Source organism: Arthrobacter sp. MYb23 (assembly GCF_002979775.1).
Classification (GTDB): Bacteria; Actinomycetota; Actinomycetes; order Actinomycetales; family Micrococcaceae; genus Arthrobacter.
The window spans coordinates 1-17,969 of the sequence record NZ_PCPR01000006.1 but is presented as its reverse complement, the minus strand read 5'-3'; the positions used below and the strand labels follow the sequence as shown (position 1 = coordinate 17,969).

Sequence of the window (17,969 nt, the reverse complement as noted above, 5' to 3'; positions counted from 1 at the left end):
GTCCTAGTTCTCGAAGTCTTCGATCGGAGGGCAGGAGCAGACCAAGTTGCGGTCTCCGGCTGCACCATCGATCCGGCCAACGGGCGGGAAGTACTTGTCCTGCTTGAGGTGGTGGACCGGGAAGGCGGCCTGCTCACGCGGGTACGCGCGGTCCCAATCAGACGTTACGACGGCGGCTGCCGTGTGAGGTGCGCGGCGAAGCGGGGAATCCTGCACGGAGAAATCACCGTGAGCCACCTGCTCGATCTCGGCACGGATGGTGATCATGGCTTCAATGAAGCGGTCGATCTCCACGAGGTCTTCGGATTCTGTGGGCTCCACCATGAGGGTCCCGGCAACCGGGAAAGCCAGGGTGGGTGCGTGGAAGCCGAAGTCGATGAGGCGCTTGGCGACGTCTTCAGCGGTGACGCCGGTCTTGGCCGTCAGCTCGCGGAGGTCGAGGATGCACTCGTGTGCCACGAGTCCGCCTTCGCCGGTGTAAAGAACCGGGAAGTGCTCGTTGAGGCGTGAAGCGATGTAGTTCGCAGCGAGCAGCGCGGACTTGGTGGCTTCGGTGAGGCCCTGGCCGCCCATGAGCTTCACATAGGCCCAGGAAATCGGCAGCACACCGGCGGAGCCGAAACGGGATGCGGAAATCGGGACGTCGTTGCCTTCAGTCCAGGACGTTGCGTCACCGGGCATGAACGGGGCGAGGTGGGCCTTGGCCGCGACCGGGCCAACGCCGGGTCCGCCGCCACCGTGCGGGATGCAGAACGTCTTGTGCAGGTTCAAGTGGGACACGTCGCCACCGAACTTGCCCGGCTGCGCGAGTCCGACGAGTGCGTTCAGGTTGGCGCCGTCGATGTAGACCTGGCCGCCGGCCTCGTGGATAGCGTCGCACACTTCGCGGACGTCAGCATCGTAGACACCGTGCGTGGACGGGTAGGTGATCATGATGGCCGAGAGCGCATCCCGGTGGGCTTCGATCTTGTTCTTGAGGTCAACATGGTCGATGGTTCCATCAGGAGCCGTGGCTACAACTACTACCTTCATGCCGGCCAGCACTGCCGAGGCTGCGTTGGTGCCATGGGCGGAAGCCGGGATGAGGCAGACGTTGCGCTGGTCATCACCGTTGGAGCGGTGGTAGCCGCGGATGGCCAGAAGCCCGGCGAGCTCGCCCTGGGAACCGGCGTTGGGCTGGATGGAAACTTGGTCGTAGCCGGTGATCTCAGTCAGCTGGGCTTCGAGGTCGGTGATGAGTTCACGCCAGCCCTCTGTCTGGGAATCCGGAGCGAACGGGTGAATGGAGGCGAACTCGGGCCAGGAGATGGCTTCCATCTCGGCGGTGGCGTTGAGCTTCATGGTGCAGGAACCCAGCGGGATCATGGTGCGGTCCAGCGCGAGGTCACGGTCCGAGAGCTTGCGGATGTAGCGCAGGAGCTGGGTTTCGGAGCGGTGGGTGTTGAACACGGGGTGCTGCATGAAGTCGCTCGTACGCTCAACGGAACCTTCAAGCGCAGGGCCGTCAGCGGCTTCAGTGACCGAAGCACCAAAGACATCGAGGACACAACCGACAATCTCGGAGGTTGTGGTCTCATCAACCGAGATACCCACGGTGTCAGCGTCGATGCCGCGGAGGTTGATGCCCTTGGCCTCAGCCGCGGCGACGATCTCAGCAGCCTTGCCGGGAACGCGGACGGTGATGGTGTCGAAGAAGGAACCGTGGAGGACCTCGACGCCGGCGGCCTTCAGGGACGCTGCGAGCGTGCGGGCGTGGCCGTGGGCGGTTTCCGCAATCGCCTTCAAGCCCTCGGGGCCGTGGTAAACGGCGTACATCGAGGCAACAATGGCCAGGAGCGCCTGCGCGGTACAGATGTTGGACGTGGCCTTTTCGCGGCGGATGTGCTGCTCACGGGTCTGCAGCGCCAAGCGGTAGGCGGGGACACCGGCGTCGTCCTTGGAAACGCCCACCAGACGGCCGGGCATGGAACGCTCCAGACCCTTCTGGACTGCCATGTAAGCAGCGTGCGGGCCACCGAAGAACAGCGGGACGCCCAAGCGCTGCGCGGAACCAACGGCGATGTCCGCGCCCTGCTCACCCGGAGGGGTGATGAGGGTGAGGGAGAGGAGGTCGGCAGCCACAGTGACCAGCGCGCCGCGTTCCTTGGCGTCAGCGATCACGGCAGAGTGGTCGAATACACGGCCGGAGACACCCGGCTGCTGCAGGACGACGCCGTTGATGGCACCTTCCGGAAGCCCGAGCGACAGGTCAGCGACCTCAACTTCGAAGCCGAGAGCTTCGGCGCGGCCCCTCACAATGGCGATGGTCTGCGGCAGGCAGTCGGCGTCAAGAACGGTCTTGCCATCCTGGACGGCCTTGTTCTTGTTGGCGCGGCGCATCATGAGCACCGCTTCGGCCACAGCCGTTGCTTCATCCAGGAGGGAGGCGTTGGCGATCGGCAGGCCAACCAGGTCCTGCACCATGGTCTGGAAGTTCAGGAGAGCCTCGAGGCGGCCCTGGGAGATTTCCGGCTGGTAGGGAGTGTATGCCGTGTACCAGGCCGGGGACTCGAGGATGTTGCGGCGGATCACCGGCGGCGTCACAGTGTCGTAGTAGCCCTGGCCGATCATCTGGACAGCGGTCTTGTTCTTGGACGCAAGCTTGCGCAGCTCAGCCAGAACTTCAACTTCGCTCAGCGCATTCTGCAGGGTGAGGGCAACGTCCTGGCGGATATCGTTCGGGACGGCGGTGTCGACCAGGGAATCGACGGTGTCGTAACCGACGGACTTGAGCATGGTCTCAATATCAGCCTGGCGGCGGGCGCCGATATGCCGATCGACGAAGGTGGTGGAGGCAGAACTAACCGTCACGAAGGAACTCCATTACTTGGGCAGCGTTTGGGTACGCCACAGCGGCTGGGTTCCTCCCCGCTCTGTATTGGACCTGAGAGTTTCCGCGCCGTTGCCTAAACAACCATCGCTTGCACCGTCGGTGAGCACAGCTCTCATTCACCCTGAGGTGCTGATTGCCTGCTGCTTTCCAGAGTTGCCTCGCCGCGGCGGTGCGTGGGCCTGAGAGATTCCTGGGGAGGGTTTGCTCCTACGGCGCCTGCATCACTTGCTTGCAGGACTCTCCCGCCGCAGATCAAAGGCATGTTCAGTTGTATATGGGCACCGCACTGGGCACGCCACAAGAGCTAATTGTCCTACGCTCCGGCCTCAGCAGCAAATGGATGATCTGCTACTTCCGCAGCCGCTCGAGGACACCCAAGAGGATTTCGACGTCGGCCTCCCGCCCGGCGTTGCCGCCCTCCTGGCCGCCTTCAAAGATCGCATTGAAGTAGAGGCCATCGCCCATGTAACTGACGGCCTTGGCAACCTCCGGCCCGACGTCTTCCGCCAGCACGTCCAGCCACCGCTGTTGGATTGCGGCAAACCTGCGGCGGGTTTCCTCGTGGGCCACCTCAGCCAGCCTGGTGGCGGCGACGAAGGCCCGGTCCATGGGCGTATCCGCCCAGAGCGAGGACCTGATGAAATAGGCAGCCGAACCATCCGGCGCCGCTTTCATCAGCTCGGTGTCTTCATCGGCCAGCAGGTCCAGGCGCTCCAAAAGGGCCGTGATCAGCGCTTCCTTATTGGGAAAGTGGTACAGCAGCCCACCCTTGGACACTCCCGCACGCTTGGCAACGGCGTCGAGCGTGGCAGCGCGCTCCCCCACTTCAATGAGGAGGGCTTCAAAGGCATCCAGGACGGCGTCCCGGGCAATTGGTTTTCGTGGCATGTGTCCATCATTCCCTAAAGGTTCATGGGGGTGTATTTGAAACTGTACCGTCTGGACGGTACAGTAGAGGAATGTTCTCGCCGTCCTCAACCCCAGCACCCCGTTCCGCCAACCCCATCAAGGGTCAGGCAGCACCGTGGCGCGACTGGACGGCACTGGCACTCCTGATGTTTCCGGTGCTGCTGGTGGCCGTCGACAACACCGCGCTCACCTTTGCCCTGCCTGAAATCGCCCGCTCCTTGGACGTGGGCGGCGTCCAATTGCTCTGGATTGTTGACGCGTATCCACTGGTCCTCGCCGCACTGTTGGTGTCAATGGGCAACTTGGGCGACAGGATTGGTCGACGGCGGTTGCTGCTGGTCGGCAGCACGGGCTTCGCAGCGGTTTCGGCTGCTACAGCTTTCGCGCCGTCCGCTGAATGGCTGATTGCCGGCCGCGCCGGCCTTGGCGTCTTCGGTGCCATGCTGATGCCGTCCACGCTTTCCCTGATCCGGAACATCTTTACCGACCCCAACCGTCGCCGGCTCGCGATCGCTGTCTGGGCTGCTGGGTTCTCCGGTGGCGCCGCTCTTGGCCCGATCTTTGGCGGCTGGCTGGTGGAGCACTTCTGGTGGGGCGCCGTCTTCTTGGTCGCAGCGTTCCTGCTTTTGCCCCTGCTCGCTTTCGGCCGGGTCTTGATTCCCGAGTCCAAGGATGCCAATCCCGGACGTGTGGATGTGCGCAGCATTCTCCTCTCCGTTGTCACCATGGCGCCGTTCGTTTACGGCATCAAGGAATTCGCGGTTCATGGTTTCGGGGCGTCCGCAGTTGCCTTCATGGGCTTTGGCGTGGTGATGGGCATCCTGTTCGTGCGTCGCCAGCAGCGGATCGAGAACCCCATGCTGGATGTTGCCTTGTTCAAGAACAAAGTGTTCAGCACGGCAATCGTGGCGAACGTCCTGTCCCTGTTCTCCATGACGGGCTTCATCTACTTCTTCGCCCAGCACCTGCAACTTGTTGAGGGTCAGTCCCCCATGGAGGCCGGTATCGCGATGATTCCCGCCCTCCTGGCAACGGTCATCGCCGGCCTGCTGGTGGTACCGCTGGTCAAGCGCGTGCGGCCAGGGTTCGTTGTGGCCGCAGGCCTGACGCTCAGCGCCGTGGGTTATCTGATCGTCGTAGTAGGCGATCACGGCAGCGGACCGGTGTTCTTGTTGTCCGCCCTGACCGTCCTGGCTGTTGGTGTGGGCGCTGCGGAGACCATCTCCAACGACCTCATCCTGGCTTCAGTGCCGGCCGACAAATCCGGCGCCGCCTCGGCCATCTCCGAGACCGGGTACGAACTGGGGTCGCTCCTGGGAACGGCAGTACTTGGCTCCATCCTCACGGCGTCCTACCAGCACAACCTGATCATGCCGGACGGCATCTCCGAGCAGGCCGCCGGGAATTCCGGTGAAACCCTCGCCGGCGCTGTTGATGCGGCGGGCGCTCTTCCGGCTCCATTGTCGGAGGCGCTCACACATGCCGCCCGGACAGCTTTCGAGTCCGGCGTCCACATCACTGCGGCGATTGGGCTGGTACTGATGGCCGGCGCGGCAGTGCTCGCCGCCGTTGTACTCAGGAGCGTGCCGAAGGCGCAGTAGCGGGCACAGCGCCGAAGGCGCAGTAGTAAAGCAGTAGTGAACGCGGTGCTGACCGAGGCTAGACGGCTTCGGTCGGCGCCGCTTTCTTGTCGACGCCAGCGGTCAGTTCGTCGATTCTGCGGAGGGCGTCGCTGAGCCGGCTGACGGTGTTCCATAAGTGCGGATGTTCCTCCCGAACGTGCTCCAGGTCAGTACCGGCGGAGGTCAGGTCGAAGCTCACGTTGGTTCGGGCTCCAGTTATGGCGGCCCGGAGAGCTCCGAAGCCCACCACGACGTCGGCGATCAGTGCAGGATTGCCGTTGAGAGCGAGCCAGCCGAGGTCTTCAATGGCATCAATGGCCCGCTCTCCGAGGACTGCTGAAGCTTTGGCCGCATCGACGGACGCCCGATGAATGGCCTTCTCGCGTTCAGGTCCGGGATCCAGACGGAAGGCAGCGCCGAACGCGTTGGAGGCGGAAGCGTCGTCGTCGGCTAGTTGAAGCGCAGTTTGACGGAGTTCACGGGCACGGGAATGAACGCCGGTGAGCTGCTCGCGCTGGGCTTCCTCCGCCTCGGTGTAGCCGGCCACCATGGACGTCAACGAGGCCGCGATGGAGAGCATCACCCCGGTTCCGGCGCCGCCTCCCGGGGACCCGCTGGATTCTGCCAGCGCCTTGGTCCACTCCTCAACAGTGGATAGCTGTGTGGTGACTGATTCAGAATCGTTCATGCATCCAGTCTGCCGGGGCTTCCCAGCGTTTGCAGCTTTGGGCTGGATACACTGGCCAAACCATGGCGTCGAATGAAAAGGGCAGACTCATGACCATTGACCTCGAAGAGCTTTACAAAGACCTGCACACCCATCCCGAGTTGTCGTTCCAAGAGACCCGAACCGCCGGGATCGCTGCGGGATATCTCGAAGATCTTGGCTTCGCCGTTCATCGCAACATCGGGAAGACCGGGGTTGTGGGGGTTCTGGAAAATGGACCCGGCCCGGTGGTGATGCTCAGGGCGGACATGGATGCGTTGCCGGTCAAGGAAGCAACGGGTTTGGACTATGCAAGCTCGGCAAGGGGTGTTGATCATGAGGGCAAGGACATGCCGGTCATGCACGCTTGCGGCCATGACGTGCATGTGAGCTGCCTTGTTGGCGCGGTGGAGGTCCTGGCCGCGCAGCGTGATGAGTGGCAAGGCACACTGATCGCTCTCTTCCAGCCGGCCGAGGAATGGGGCGGCGGGGCAGAAACCATGGTTGCCGACGGACTGTATGACGTGGTGCCAAAACCTGACATCGTCCTGGGCCAACATGTGGCCCCCTTCCCTGCCGGATGGTTTGGCATGCGTCCCGGCGTCACCATGGCGTCGGCCGACTCCCTCAACATCACCTTGCACGGACGAGGTGGTCACGGATCGCGTCCGGAGACCACTGTTGACCCGGTGCTCATGGCTGCTGCAACTACTGTGCGGCTACAGGGCATCGTCTCGCGTGAGCTCGCCGCCAGTGACTCCGCTGTGGTGACTGTTGGGCAGATTCACTCGGGAACGAAGAACAACATCATCCCTGAAACAGCAACGTTAGGCCTCAGCGTCCGCACCTTCAGTGATGCCACCAGGGATAAAATCCTCGGTTCCATTGAGCGCATTGCCAAGGGGGAATCCACAGCCTCAGGCGCGCCCAAGGACCCCGAGATTCAGTTTGAAGAGCGTTTCCCGCTGACCTTCAACGACCCAGCCGCAACAGCCAGGGTGTCCGCTGTTTTCACGGCAAAGTTCGGCGAAACACAGATCATTGACCCCGGCCCCGTATCCGGAAGCGAGGACGTGGGAATCCTGGCGAAGGCCGCTGGCGCTCCCCTTGTCTTCTGGTTCCTGGGAGGTGCCGAGCCTGCCTTGTTCAAGGAATTCGCCACGACGGGTCGCCTCCCAGAGGACATTCCCTCGAATCACTCGCCGCACTTTGCGCCTGTTATCCAGCCAACGCTGGCGCGCGGAACGGAAGCGCTCGTGACGGCTGCCCGGGAGTTCCTGGCCACCAAGTCCTAGCGTTGCCCTTTCTCCAAACCAGCGCGCAAAGGAAAGGCGCTGCGAGCGCAACGCCTTTCCTTTGCTTGCTTGAGCCGGTTCAGCTTCTATCCGGCCCAGTTGCTCCCGGGATACCTAGACTTTCTCGCGGATGCGGTGGATCCTCGGTTCGGTAACCTCGGATTCACTGCGACGGCGGGCCAGGAAAGTCCACAGTGTTCCTTCCGTCCGTGGACGGCTCTTTGCTGGTTCCTGGTCCTTGGGTGGTTCTGGTGTGCGTGCTTCGGGCTTGCGCGCGGAGTCCTTCTTCGTGCGCCGCTCGAAGTCGTCGTAGTACGCGTAGCACATACCCAACCTCCTTCAACGGCTGTCCTTAAATCGTCCTCGCACAGGGACGTCACGTCGATGGTTTTGTGCGTTGTGATCAGCTGGCTTAGCGGGCGAGGGCTGCCTGGCGTGCTTCCTCTACAGCAGCCCGGGTTTCCTCCATCATCAAGTCGGCATTGATTGCCGCTCCGGCCATGACACCAGCGGCTGCGGAGGCCATCACCTGCCCGGTCAGATCCGTCACGTTCCCTGCGGCCCATACTCCGGGCACGGATGTTGCCCCTCCCAGAGCGTTCACTTCAACGTGGCTTCCCACCCCCATCGGGTGCTCCACTATGGGGACACCGAGGGATTCCAGCACGCCGGACCTTGCCTCCAACCGTGGGCCGGTGACTACAGCGTCCACCGGGATCGTGCTTCCCGATGCCAGGACCACACCAGTCAAGGCGTCGTCAGTTATTTGCAGGGCCTGGACTTTACCGTCCACCATGCTGATGGAGCGGGCAGCTAATTGGTCCCACTGTTCTTCTGTCGGTTCCACAATGTCATTGAGGAACAGAGTGATGTTGGGACTCCACTGGCGGAACAACAACGCCTGATGCAACGCCATTGGCACTGACCCCAGGATCCCGATCACTTTGTTCCGGACCTCCCAGCCGTGGCAGTACGGGCAGTGCAGGACGTCGCGTCCCCAGCGTTCCCGGATACCCTCAACGTCGGGCAGGATGTCCACCAGCCCCGTGGTGACAAGCAGACGGCGCGCTTTGACCGTTCGGCCATCTGCCAAGTCCACCTCGAAGGCGATCTTCGAACCGTTTGCCTGGTCCGCCGTCGAGCGTGCCCCGACTGCGATGCCGGGCACAATGTCCGCCCCGTACTGGAGCGCCTCCGCCCGTCCGAGTTCCAACAGTTCCTTGGGGTTGATTCCGTCCCGCGACAGGAATCCGTGCACCCCCTCTGCGGGCGCATTGCGCGGCTCGCCGGCGTCGATGACGAGGACGGACCGCAAGGCCCTGCCCAGTGTGACCGCGGCACTTAACCCAGCTGCGCCACCACCCACCACCACGACGTCGTACTCCTCCGCCACGATGTTGTTCTCAGTTTTTGTACTCACGAATGCCTCCACGTATCCACCGGCCCTGCGCCGCTCCTTCCATGGTTGGTCAGGACGATATTGAACAGCAAGGAATTTTGCCGTTATGGCAAACTAATGGCATGACTACCGATTTCAGCACCATGCTCGACGCCGTCGGCCCTCGTCTGCGTGCCATGCGGACCCAACGCAACGTGACCCTCGCGGAGGCTTCGGACGTTACGGGTATTTCCGTCAGCACTCTCTCCCGGCTGGAATCGGGTCAACGCAAACCGACTTTGGAGCTTCTTCTCCCCATAGCGCGGCTGCATCAGGTCCCCCTGGAAGAACTCATTGACGCCCCGGAGACCGGTGATCCCCGCATTCATCTCAAACCGCACGTTCACGAATGGGGTACGGCCGTTCCACTGACCCGACGCCCCGGCGGCATCCAGGCCTTCAAGATGGTCCTCAAAGGCGGCACAGGCAAGGAGACCCCCACGCCGCAATCACATGAAGGCTACGACTGGGTGTATATCCTCAACGGCAAGCTCCGGTTGGTGCTGGGCGAGAACGACTTTGTCCTGAAGCCGGGCGAGGTGGCGGAATTTGATACCCGCACGCCGCACTGGTTTGCCAGCGCCACCACAGAACCGGTGGAGCTCCTCACCCTCTTCGGGCAGCAAGGCGAACGGCTCCACGTGCGGGCCCGCCCCAAACGCTGAGACGGCAAATGCTGGTTACTGGACGCTGGTCACTAGCCCCCTTGTTGCCCGCCCCTAGTTACGAAGCCAGCCATTCACGTGCGCTTCGACGCGCCCCTGCCGGCTCGGCCGTTTGCTCCCGTTGATTGATCTCCGCCCACACCTCATCGAGGGAAAGTCCAAGGACATCCGCAATTGCAGCGACGGTGGGGAACGCAGGCGTAGCCACCCGGCCTGACTCGATCTTCCGGAGTGTTTCGGGCGAGACGCGGGCGTCCAGAGCTGTCTCCAGCATGGAGCGTTCACCCCGGGCGCGACGCAAAAGAGCACCGAGGCGTTGCCCGCGCTCGGCCTCTGCGGGTGTAAGCGGCAACCTGACCATGGCTCCAATTGTAATACCGGGATAATATGGCCGGGATAGTTATTGGTTGCCCCACGAAAGGTCCCGCATGATTGAGATCCTCAGCCGTTCAGAACTAGGCCGCGCCAAAGAGGCCGGCGCCCTGGTGGCCAACATTTTGCACACGCTGAAGGGCCGCGCAAAAGTGGGCACCAACCTCCTGGACATAGACCGATGGGCAAAAAGCATGATCCTCGAAGCCGGGGGCGTCTCCTGTTACGTGGACTACGCTCCCTCCTTTGGTCGCGGACCGTTCGGCCACTACATCTGCACCGGCGTCAACGATGCCGTCCTGCACGGATTGCCCACGGACTACAATCTGGCCGACGGCGACCTCCTGACCCTGGATCTGGCGGTGCTGAAGGACGGAATCGCGGCGGACTCGGCCATCAGCTTCATCGTGGGCGAGTCCAAGCCGGCTGAGAGTGTCGCGATGATCGAAGCAACCGAACGGGCATTGCGCGCGGGCATAGAGGCCGCCCGCCCCGGCGCCCGCATCGGCGACCTCGCCTACGCGATCGGCTCAGTCCTTAGCGAGGCCGGATACCCCGTCAACACCGAGTTCGGCGGCCACGGCATTGGCTCAACCATGCACCAGGAGCCTCACGTTCCCAACATGGGCCGACCCGGCCGAGGGTACAAGCTACGCCCTGGACTGCTGCTGGCCCTGGAGCCCTGGGTGATGGCCGACACCGCCCAGCTTGTCACCGATGCCGACGGTTGGACGCTCCGCAGCGCGACCGGTTGCCGGACTGCCCACAGTGAGCACACCATTGCCATCACTGACGACGGAGCCGAAATTCTGACCCTGCCGACGCGCTGAGCCGGGCGCTGGCTGGCTAGTCGGCCCTAAATATTAGAAGGCTCCGGCGCTGAGTCCCGTACGTGCGCTGGCCTACGCTCATGCCCTGGCAGGGGTGGGGCTTTTGATTGGTACGTGTGCCCGGTGGGGGTGCTGATTTCCACGGTGTGCACGTCGTGTATGTCCTCGTGTGTGTCGCCGGGCAGGGACGTGGTGGTCCAGCCGGGGTTTTCTTTGGTGTGGTTGCACGCCTCGCACAGCCCTGCCCCGTTGGTCAGGTTCGTTTTTCCGCCGGACCGCCAGGAAACCACATGGTCAATGTGCCGAATGGGCGCGTCGCAATACGGCGTCCGGCAGGTGTCGTCCCGGGTTTCGATCAATCGCCTGAGCCGGCCAGTAAAGAGCCGGGCCTTGGAGTCCGCGGCAAGGAGTTCTCCCGTGCCCGGCGCTGTGTAGAGCCGGCGAAGCCAAACGTCAAACTCTGTGTCCGGCGCTGTCGCGTGATCGGAACCGGCAGGCCTGACGTCAGCCAGCGGCCTCGAGCTTCCGCCTGGCCCCAGTCCGAGAAGTTCCCTGCCCCACTCGGCCGGGACGATTCCGTAACCCTTGAGCCGGGCCGGTTCGCTGTCGCCCTGAAAAAGGGTCCGGTCGGTCATGACAAGGTCCAGATTGATCCCCGAAACCCCGCCCGGAGTCCCCGCGACGCGTTCGACGAGGGTGTCGGCCATGACCTGGCCGCGTGTACCTGCATCACCTGTGGAGCGAGCCGAGTCAGCGGCCCGGGTCAATGCCGCATAAACAGCCACCCCCTGAGCCACCGGCAACAGCGCCGTCAAGTACGTCATCGTGTCCGGCGCAGGACGCAGACTCACAGTCCGCTCAGAAGCCGCGCGGGCCGCACGACCCGCCACCGACCGCGGATCCCGCCGATACGCAGCAGCCTTAGCCGCCGCAACGATCGCCTTATCCCCGACCCCATCAAAAGTCCCGGTATCGGCAGCGAGTTCCTCATCCACCGCGCACCGATCATCAACAGACAAACACGCGGTCTCCCTCACCAACAAAGTAGCCCGCCACTCATTCAGTTGCCCGGACTCCAAGGCCGCCAACGTATGTGGCATCTCCGTAACAAGAGCTTTGGCAAACCCCAGCAAACGTGACCCCTGGTTCGGGGACTCCCGTCTCGCCAACGCCACTTGCGCCCCCACCCCCTGACCACGCTCGGACGCAGGAACACCAGCCACCGCCTGCTCGGCGCGCTGGACAAGATCAAAAGCCACGGCAACCCGCGCCTGCAAAGCGGTAATAGCCGATTTCAGGTTTTCCAGACCGCAGATTTGATCAATCAGATCGGCGCTTTCGGTACCCAGGCGGACAGCGCCCAAGAGTGCGATCAGCTCCGAAACCGGGGGCCCGGACGGTGTACCGCCAACGTCCGGAGCGGGAGGAATCGCGAACGTATCAGCCGCCTGCTCCGCCCGTCTTTTCTCCATACCCTCACTCTTCCAGCGAGCACGGGCTGGCATAAGGCGGTCATCGTTCTATGTGGAAAACCATCGAGCCCTGAATCCAGGGAAGCGCGAAATCGCCGTTCGCGCCCGCCCGACCAACGAAACCGGTTCACTCCCTGAGACGCCTCACACCGCGTCTTGCGCTGGAGGGTGACTCCCGTCATACTAAATGAACGCTATTCATTTAGTGACAGTCGTCTCACGGAGTAAACCCCCCCCCATGATTGAAATCAGACACGTGGAAGCCTTCGCTTCCCGGACCACCGGACCGGTTACCTACCGGCACCCTGCCGAAGCGATGGACCCCAACGCCCCGCTCGGCACAGTAAAAACGCAGCAAACCCAGGCAGTTACCGCATGAGCGCGTGGCGGATGCCGTCGGAAACGGCACCCCAAGACCGCGTCTGGATGGCCTTCCCCACGGGCGGCTACACCTTGGGCGAGACAGAAGAAGAGGCCCACGCAGCACGTTCCACCTGGGCGGCGGTGGCAAATGCCGTCCTTGAGTTCGAGCCCGTCACCATGGTGGTATCGCCCGACGACGTCGAAACGGCCGCGCGCTATCTGGACCCACGGGTTGAGGTCATTACCGCCGACCTCAACGACGCTTGGATGCGGGACATCGGACCGTCGTTCGTCCTGGATTCCACTCAGCAACTGGGCGCTGTGGACTGGATCTTCAACGGCTGGGGCGGTCAGGACTGGGCAACCTGGGACAAGGACTCGCTCATTGCCGAGAAGATCAGCGGCCGCGCCAACGCCCGGCACCTCCCCTCAGGGATCGTCAACGAGGGCGGTGGAATTCAGGTTGATGGTGAAGGCACCGTCCTTGTCACGGAGACCGTCCAGCTTGATCAGGGCCGCAATCCCGGACTGACGAAAGCCGACATCGAAGAGGAACTTGCCCGCACCATCGGCGCCACCCATGTGGTGTGGCTTCCCCGGGGCCTCACCCGCGACTCCGAAAAGTTCGGCACCCGCGGACACGTGGACATCGTGGCCGCTATTCCGAGCCCGGGCACATTGCTGGTCCACTCGCAGCAGAACCCGGAGCACCCGGACTTTCAGGTGTCCCGCGAGATCATCGATTTCCTGCGCACCACCCACGACGCAGCAGGCCGGGACTGGAACATCATCGAAGTTCCCGCCCCGGAAACACTCACCGACGACGAGGGGTATGTGGATTACAGCTACATCAACCACCTCGTCGTCAACAGCGGGGTCATCGCCTGTAGTTTCAATGACCCCATGGACGAGAAAGCCCTCCGCATTCTCGCCGATGCCTACCCCGGCCGCCGCGTGGTCAGTGTTGACGCGCGCGAACTGTTCGCCAGGGGCGGCGGCATCCACTGCATTACGCAGCAGCAGCCTTCGGCCATCTAGAAAGGGCCTCACATGAGCCAGACAATCCACCGCAGCGGCAGTAAAGCCGCAGAGTCGCATGACATCAGCGGCAAGGGACTGAAGACGGGGCAGCTGGGGCTCCTCGCCGTCGTCGTTCTTGGCATTTCAACCATCGCCCCGGCGTACACGCTCACCGGCGCGCTCGGTCCAACCGTCAACGAGGTGGGGCTACAACTGCCCGTCATCTTCCTGATCGGTTTCATCCCGATGATCCTTGTGTCGCTGGCCTACCGGGAGCTCAACGCGGACTCCCCGGACAGCGGCACCACATTCACCTGGGTCACCAAGGCTTTTGGCCCCTGGGTTGGTTGGATGGGCGGCTGGGGTTTGCTTGCAGCCAACATCATCGTCCTGTCCAACCTGGCCGGCGTGGCCGTGGACTTCTTCTACCTCTTCCTGGCGCAGGCCACGGGCTCACCCGAACTCGCCGACCTCGCCTCAAACAAGCTGTTGAACGTTGCCACCTGCTTCGTTTTCGTGGCGCTGGCCGTATGGATCAGCTACCGGGGCCTTCACACCACCAAGATCGTCCAGTACGGCTTGGTAGGTTTCCAGCTGCTGGTTCTGGGCCTGTTCGTTGCCATGGCCTTCGCCAACTGGTCCACGTCCGAGTCCGCTGTTCCCTTCAGCTGGGACTGGTTCGACGTCACCAAGATCGAGACCTTCGGCCAGATCGCCGCCGGCATCTCGTTGTCGATCTTCGTCTACTGGGGCTGGGACGTGTGCCTCACCGTGAACGAGGAAACCGCCAACGGCAAGAAGACCGCGGGACTCGCAGGTACGCTCACAGCGGTGATCGTCCTGGGCATCTACCTGCTGGTCACCATCGCCACCATGATGTTTGCGGGAGTCGGAGACACGGGAATCGGCCTGAACAACGCCGAAAACCACGCCAACGTCTTCACAGCACTGGCATCACCGGTCATGGGTCCGTTCGCCATCCTCATGTCCCTCGCTGTACTCTCCAGCTCGGCCGCCTCACTGCAGTCCACGTTCACGTCGCCGTCCCGCAGCCTGCTGGCCATGGCGCACTACGGCGCCCTGCCGGAGCGCTTCAGCCACATGAGCAAGAAGTTCTCGACGCCGGGCTTCGCCACCATTGCGGCCGGCGTCCTGTCCGCGGGCTTCTACGCGGTGATGCACGTGATCAGCGAGAACGTCCTGAACGACACCATCCTGGCCTTGGGCCTGATGATCTGCTTCTACTACGGACTCACGGCCATCGCCTGCGTCTGGTACTTCCGCAACAGCGTGTTCTCCAGCGCCAGGAACTTCTTCCTGCGGCTCGTCTGCCCGCTGCTGGGTGGCGTTGGCCTCTTCGTGGTGTTCCTGCAGACAGCCGTGGACAGCTGGGCTCCTGAGTTCGGCAGTGGCTCGGAGATCTTCGGAGTGGGGCTCGTGTTTGTGCTCGGGATCGGGATCCTGGCGTTGGGCGCCGTGGTCATGCTGATCATGTCCCGCGTCCGGCCCGGGTTCTTCCGTGGCGAGACCATCCGGAAGGACACCCCGGCACTGGTGGTGCCGGAGTAAGACGCCGCTGTAACCCCGCGAAATCGCGGGAAAGCTGCCAGTTCGCCAGATATCTCCGGGCGAATTGGCAGCTTTCCCGCGTTCTGGGCACTTCAGCGCCCCGTCAATCACCAACGATGCGCCACATCCACCACCAGACGCGAGCCGCCGTCGGGCCCGTCCAAGGTGAACACCCGGAACGGAAGGCGGGCCCGGACACCCAGTCCGATGCTGGTGGTGCCCTCAAAACTGCCCGCGTAAACCACCTGCCGGAACGTCTGGTAACCAGAGACGTTGGACAATTCGGCCTTGGCTGCCGGCATGTACGTCGGCTGGTTGTCCTGGTTGTACGACGGCGCTGTGACCATCACTTGCAGATCAGCATCCCCCAGCACCGGGATGGGGTAGCCGGTAGCATCCTGGGTCACCACCGGAACATACTGAACCACGTAGCCGGCCACCTTGCCGGTCATGTCAATCACCAGACGGTCGTAGCAGGGCTGTTGGCCCGTTCGAACATTGGTGACGTTGGCGGAACTCCAGTCGAGGTCGGCCTTGGCCATGGAACCCCACGAGATACCGCAATATGTAGCTGCCGAGGCGGGCCCCGGTGCCACCAGACCGAGCCCGGCAGCAGCCATGACCGCTGCCAAACCCGCTCCAAGTTTCCTCATTTTTTGTGCCCCCTTCAGGCGAAGTTGATACTTCAACAGTAGGAGTGCATCAGGGTGTTTGGGTGGGTTGTGGCCGCTTCGGGGCGCAACCGTTAAGTGGGCGCAGCTGCGGTCACAAGAGAGTTATTCAAGAGCAGTTTTTGGGTGATCAGCGGCCACATCAAGGGTCCTCGCGCCCATGTTCGTAACCGAAGATAACGAGACCTTTGCGTTACTTAGCCTTCGCAGTCCTTGCAGAACTTAAGACCGTTCTTTTCCAGCGCAATCTGGGACCTGTGACGGACCAGGAAGCAGGAGCCGCACGTGAATTCGTCAGACTGCTCCGGGACCACAATGACGGTCAGTTCTTCACCGGAAAGATCCGCGCCGGGCAGGTCAATTCCCTCGGCGGTATCGTTTTCCTCGACGTCGATAACCGCAGTCTGCGCAGTGTTTCCACGGGATGCCTGAAGGGCCTCAAGCGATTCGGCGGGAGACTCTTCTTCTGTCTTGCGCGGGGCATCGTAATCAGTAGCCATTGAGGTTCGCTTTCGTTGCTGCATAGTGCCTATTCCGGCACCTCAGTGAAGCAGTTTAGGGCATATTACACGTGATCAACGAATAGTGTGCCCAACGCGACATTCTGCAGCATTCCTGGCGGGTTCTACGGTTCTGAATGCACCCTCAGGGCGTGGGATTGGATGGCCTGCGCGCTGGCAACAGTGACGCCGCTGAGGGCAGGTAGCCACGTCAAGTCGCTCCTGGTTCCGTGCCCTCCCGGCCCGTGTTCCTCCGCTGACGGATCCGTGCAATCCGAGACGTAGGCGGCCTCGATCCAGGCCGCTATGGTGGTGCCGACTGAACTGGCAAACGAGGCTAGTGATCGAATCATGCGGTAACGGTATCCACCCCGCGTTTGGAGGCGGTTTCCAGTGGATCACGAGCATGTTAACTCCTCAGTCCTGCAAAGCCTGCTCCACGATGTACTCCGCTATCGCCATGGACGAAGTAGCTCCAGGAGACGGTGCATTTCGTACCAAGACTGTGTCCCGGCGTCGTGCGATGACAAAGTCGTCAACCAGCGAACCGTCACCGTTCATGGCCTGGGCGCGCACACCGCGGGTGCCGGGAAGAATGGTGGCGCCTTCCAGCGAGGGGACAAAGCGCATGGCCTCGCGGATGAATTTCTTCTTGCTCACCACGGTCTGGAATTCCCGAACGGCTGAGGGGACGTTTTGTCGAGCGAAATTCCAGAACCCCGGAAAAAGCGTGTAATTCAGGACGTCGCGCACATTCACCTCATTCCACGCGTAGGACTCGCGGCCGAAGGAGATGAACGCATTCGGACCGAGCATCATTTCGCCGTCGATGCGTTTGGTGAGGTGGACGCCAAGGAAAGGGTGCTTGGGGTCCGGGACGGGATAAATGAGGCCGCGCACTTGATCCCGGGCTTCCTCGCCCAACAGGAAGTACTGTCCGAAGAACGGCACGATCCGTGGCGTTGCCGGTTCACCGGTGGCCTCGGCCACGCGATCCGACTGAAGACCAGCGCACGCCACCACAAGGTCGTAATGTTCGCCGCCGTCCTTGGTACTGACCACCACGCCACTGTCCTGCTGATCAAGGGCAATGACTTCCTGCCCCAGACGGATGGTCCCGCCCGAGCTGCGGACGTCGTCGGCGAGCGCGTTGGTGATGGCCGTGTAGTCAACGATTGCCGTTTCCGGCGAGTGCAAAGCAGCGAGCCCGACGGCGTTCGGCTCCACCTCGCGTATCTGCTCTCCCCGAAGCATCCGCACGCCGGGGACCCCGTTGGCTGTGGCGCGGGCGAAGATGCTGTCCAGGCGCTTGGATTCCTCAGGGGTCTGGGCGATGACCAGCTTGCCGCAGGGATCGTAGGGCAGGTTCTTCATGGCACAGAATTCCTGCAGCAGCTCCACTCCCCTGCGGCACAGCTTTGCCTTCAGCCCGCCGGGTTCGTAGTACAGGCCCGCGTGAACCACCCCGGAGTTGTGCCCGGTCTGGTGCGCGGCCAGCCGGTCTTCCTTTTCGTAGACGGTGACCTGGACGTCGTCGAGCCTGTTGCTGAGTTCCCTCGCCACCGCAATTCCGATGATCCCGCCACCAACCACGGCACACCGCTTGATGGTCCTCAGGTGTGGAGGATGGGTCATGGCACTCCTCGTCGTTGGGGTGGGGCTCAT

General features: G+C 62.6%; 18 protein-coding genes and 1 riboswitch. Of the genes, 7 read left to right on the top strand and 11 right to left on the bottom strand.

The genetic code is table 11. The features are described from left to right. Positions 1 to 3: 3 nt before the first annotated feature. Positions 4 to 2,850 carry an aminomethyl-transferring glycine dehydrogenase gene (gene gcvP, locus CQ020_RS08810; RefSeq protein ID WP_105691510.1) on the bottom strand — a complete coding sequence of 949 codons (2,847 nt, stop codon included), beginning with the start codon at positions 2,848 to 2,850 and terminating at the stop codon, positions 4 to 6. 179 nt (positions 2,851 to 3,029) lie between these two features. Beyond that, positions 3,030 to 3,127: riboswitch (glycine riboswitch) on the bottom strand. Positions 3,128 to 3,220: 93 nt separating this feature from the next. Beyond that, positions 3,221 to 3,760: a TetR/AcrR family transcriptional regulator gene (locus tag CQ020_RS08805; protein WP_105691509.1), complete on the bottom strand. Its 540-nt coding sequence runs from the start codon at positions 3,758 to 3,760 to the stop codon at positions 3,221 to 3,223. 71 nt (positions 3,761 to 3,831) lie between these two features. On the opposite strand from CQ020_RS08805, the gene CQ020_RS08800 reads away from it, so the two are divergent. Further along, entirely contained in the window at positions 3,832 to 5,382 is a 1,551-nt protein-coding gene (locus CQ020_RS08800; protein WP_105691508.1) for an MFS transporter, read from the top strand. A 58-nt stretch (positions 5,383 to 5,440) separates the two neighbouring features. Here CQ020_RS08800 and CQ020_RS08795 read toward each other — a convergent pair whose 3' ends face one another. After that, a complete protein-coding gene (locus CQ020_RS08795) occupies positions 5,441 to 6,091 on the bottom strand; it encodes a cyclodeaminase/cyclohydrolase family protein (RefSeq protein WP_105691507.1) in 651 nt (216 codons plus the stop codon). A gap of 89 nt (positions 6,092 to 6,180) precedes the next feature. On the opposite strand from CQ020_RS08795, the gene CQ020_RS08790 reads away from it, so the two are divergent. Next, on the top strand, positions 6,181 to 7,404 hold the full coding sequence (locus CQ020_RS08790; protein WP_105691506.1) for an amidohydrolase: 1,224 nt from the start codon (positions 6,181 to 6,183) through the stop codon (positions 7,402 to 7,404). A gap of 114 nt (positions 7,405 to 7,518) precedes the next feature. Here CQ020_RS08790 and CQ020_RS08785 read toward each other — a convergent pair whose 3' ends face one another. Then, complete coding sequence (locus tag CQ020_RS08785; protein WP_105691505.1) at positions 7,519 to 7,731, bottom strand: hypothetical protein; 213 nt, start codon at positions 7,729 to 7,731, stop codon at positions 7,519 to 7,521. An 85-nt stretch (positions 7,732 to 7,816) separates the two neighbouring features. Next, the gene (locus CQ020_RS08780) at positions 7,817 to 8,824 is read right to left on the bottom strand and encodes an NAD(P)/FAD-dependent oxidoreductase (RefSeq protein WP_105691646.1); all 1,008 of its coding nucleotides are present in this window, start codon (positions 8,822 to 8,824) and stop codon (positions 7,817 to 7,819) included. Between the two features lie 101 nt (positions 8,825 to 8,925). On the opposite strand from CQ020_RS08780, the gene CQ020_RS08775 reads away from it, so the two are divergent. Beyond that, entirely contained in the window at positions 8,926 to 9,507 is a 582-nt protein-coding gene (locus CQ020_RS08775; protein WP_219844544.1) for a helix-turn-helix domain-containing protein, read from the top strand. Positions 9,508 to 9,565: 58 nt separating this feature from the next. Here the strand turns inward: CQ020_RS08775 and CQ020_RS08770 are convergent, their stop codons facing one another. Continuing rightward, positions 9,566 to 9,868, bottom strand: a complete 303-nt coding sequence (locus tag CQ020_RS08770; protein WP_105691503.1) for a helix-turn-helix domain-containing protein — start codon at positions 9,866 to 9,868, stop codon at positions 9,566 to 9,568. A gap of 67 nt (positions 9,869 to 9,935) precedes the next feature. On the opposite strand from CQ020_RS08770, the gene map reads away from it, so the two are divergent. Beyond that, the gene (map, locus tag CQ020_RS08765) at positions 9,936 to 10,709 is read left to right on the top strand and encodes a type I methionyl aminopeptidase (RefSeq protein ID WP_105691502.1); all 774 of its coding nucleotides are present in this window, start codon (positions 9,936 to 9,938) and stop codon (positions 10,707 to 10,709) included. A gap of 26 nt (positions 10,710 to 10,735) precedes the next feature. Here map and CQ020_RS08760 read toward each other — a convergent pair whose 3' ends face one another. Beyond that, positions 10,736 to 12,181: an HNH endonuclease signature motif containing protein gene (locus CQ020_RS08760; RefSeq protein ID WP_105691501.1), complete on the bottom strand. Its 1,446-nt coding sequence runs from the start codon at positions 12,179 to 12,181 to the stop codon at positions 10,736 to 10,738. Between the two features lie 238 nt (positions 12,182 to 12,419). Here CQ020_RS08760 and CQ020_RS24130 point away from each other — a divergent pair, with 238 nt between their 5' ends. Genes CQ020_RS24130 through CQ020_RS08750 form a run of 3 tightly spaced genes read left to right on the top strand, consistent with a single transcriptional unit; the run spans position 12,420 to position 15,133 of the window. Next, positions 12,420 to 12,560 (top strand): hypothetical protein, encoded by a 141-nt coding sequence (locus CQ020_RS24130; RefSeq protein ID WP_181151819.1) that lies wholly within the window; start codon positions 12,420 to 12,422, stop codon positions 12,558 to 12,560. Continuing rightward, positions 12,557 to 13,582 (top strand): agmatine/peptidylarginine deiminase, encoded by a 1,026-nt coding sequence (locus CQ020_RS08755; protein ID WP_105691500.1) that lies wholly within the window; start codon positions 12,557 to 12,559, stop codon positions 13,580 to 13,582. The genes CQ020_RS24130 and CQ020_RS08755 overlap by 4 nt, the downstream gene beginning before the upstream one ends. A gap of 12 nt (positions 13,583 to 13,594) precedes the next feature. After that, the gene (locus tag CQ020_RS08750; RefSeq protein WP_105691499.1) at positions 13,595 to 15,133 is read left to right on the top strand and encodes an APC family permease; all 1,539 of its coding nucleotides are present in this window, start codon (positions 13,595 to 13,597) and stop codon (positions 15,131 to 15,133) included. 107 nt (positions 15,134 to 15,240) lie between these two features. Here the strand turns inward: CQ020_RS08750 and CQ020_RS08745 are convergent, their stop codons facing one another. From CQ020_RS08745 to lhgO, 4 genes are all read right to left on the bottom strand, one after another. Next, positions 15,241 to 15,786, bottom strand: coding sequence for a hypothetical protein (locus tag CQ020_RS08745; protein ID WP_105691498.1), 546 nt, complete (start codon positions 15,784 to 15,786; stop codon positions 15,241 to 15,243). A gap of 215 nt (positions 15,787 to 16,001) precedes the next feature. Continuing rightward, positions 16,002 to 16,304, bottom strand: coding sequence for a DUF4193 domain-containing protein (locus CQ020_RS08740; RefSeq protein WP_024819766.1), 303 nt, complete (start codon positions 16,302 to 16,304; stop codon positions 16,002 to 16,004). A 125-nt stretch (positions 16,305 to 16,429) separates the two neighbouring features. Then, the gene (locus tag CQ020_RS08735) at positions 16,430 to 16,657 is read right to left on the bottom strand and encodes a hypothetical protein (protein ID WP_105691497.1); all 228 of its coding nucleotides are present in this window, start codon (positions 16,655 to 16,657) and stop codon (positions 16,430 to 16,432) included. Positions 16,658 to 16,721: 64 nt separating this feature from the next. After that, a complete protein-coding gene (lhgO, locus tag CQ020_RS08730) occupies positions 16,722 to 17,939 on the bottom strand; it encodes an L-2-hydroxyglutarate oxidase (protein ID WP_105691645.1) in 1,218 nt (405 codons plus the stop codon). Positions 17,940 to 17,969 lie beyond the last annotated feature (30 nt).

Excerpts from the sequence above, each read along its gene's own strand:
- CQ020_RS08805 (WP_105691509.1), bottom strand. The coding sequence starts at position 3,760 with ATGCCACGAAAACCAATTGCCCGGGACGCCGTCCTGGATGCCTTTGAA.
- CQ020_RS08800 (WP_105691508.1), top strand. The coding sequence starts at position 3,832 with ATGTTCTCGCCGTCCTCAACCCCAGCACCCCGTTCCGCCAACCCCATC.
- CQ020_RS08795 (WP_105691507.1), bottom strand. The coding sequence starts at position 6,091 with ATGAACGATTCTGAATCAGTCACCACACAGCTATCCACTGTTGAGGAG.
- CQ020_RS08790 (WP_105691506.1), top strand. The coding sequence starts at position 6,181 with ATGACCATTGACCTCGAAGAGCTTTACAAAGACCTGCACACCCATCCC.
- CQ020_RS08785 (WP_105691505.1), bottom strand. The coding sequence starts at position 7,731 with ATGTGCTACGCGTACTACGACGACTTCGAGCGGCGCACGAAGAAGGAC.
- CQ020_RS08775 (WP_219844544.1), top strand. The coding sequence starts at position 8,926 with ATGACTACCGATTTCAGCACCATGCTCGACGCCGTCGGCCCTCGTCTG.
- CQ020_RS08770 (WP_105691503.1), bottom strand. The coding sequence starts at position 9,868 with ATGGTCAGGTTGCCGCTTACACCCGCAGAGGCCGAGCGCGGGCAACGC.
- map (WP_105691502.1), top strand. The coding sequence starts at position 9,936 with ATGATTGAGATCCTCAGCCGTTCAGAACTAGGCCGCGCCAAAGAGGCC.
- CQ020_RS08760 (WP_105691501.1), bottom strand. The coding sequence starts at position 12,181 with ATGGAGAAAAGACGGGCGGAGCAGGCGGCTGATACGTTCGCGATTCCT.
- CQ020_RS24130 (WP_181151819.1), top strand. The coding sequence starts at position 12,420 with ATGATTGAAATCAGACACGTGGAAGCCTTCGCTTCCCGGACCACCGGA.
- CQ020_RS08755 (WP_105691500.1), top strand. The coding sequence starts at position 12,557 with ATGAGCGCGTGGCGGATGCCGTCGGAAACGGCACCCCAAGACCGCGTC.
- CQ020_RS08750 (WP_105691499.1), top strand. The coding sequence starts at position 13,595 with ATGAGCCAGACAATCCACCGCAGCGGCAGTAAAGCCGCAGAGTCGCAT.
- CQ020_RS08745 (WP_105691498.1), bottom strand. The coding sequence starts at position 15,786 with ATGAGGAAACTTGGAGCGGGTTTGGCAGCGGTCATGGCTGCTGCCGGG.
- CQ020_RS08740 (WP_024819766.1), bottom strand. The coding sequence starts at position 16,304 with ATGGCTACTGATTACGATGCCCCGCGCAAGACAGAAGAAGAGTCTCCC.
- CQ020_RS08735 (WP_105691497.1), bottom strand. The coding sequence starts at position 16,657 with ATGATTCGATCACTAGCCTCGTTTGCCAGTTCAGTCGGCACCACCATA.
- lhgO (WP_105691645.1), bottom strand. The coding sequence starts at position 17,939 with ATGACCCATCCTCCACACCTGAGGACCATCAAGCGGTGTGCCGTGGTT.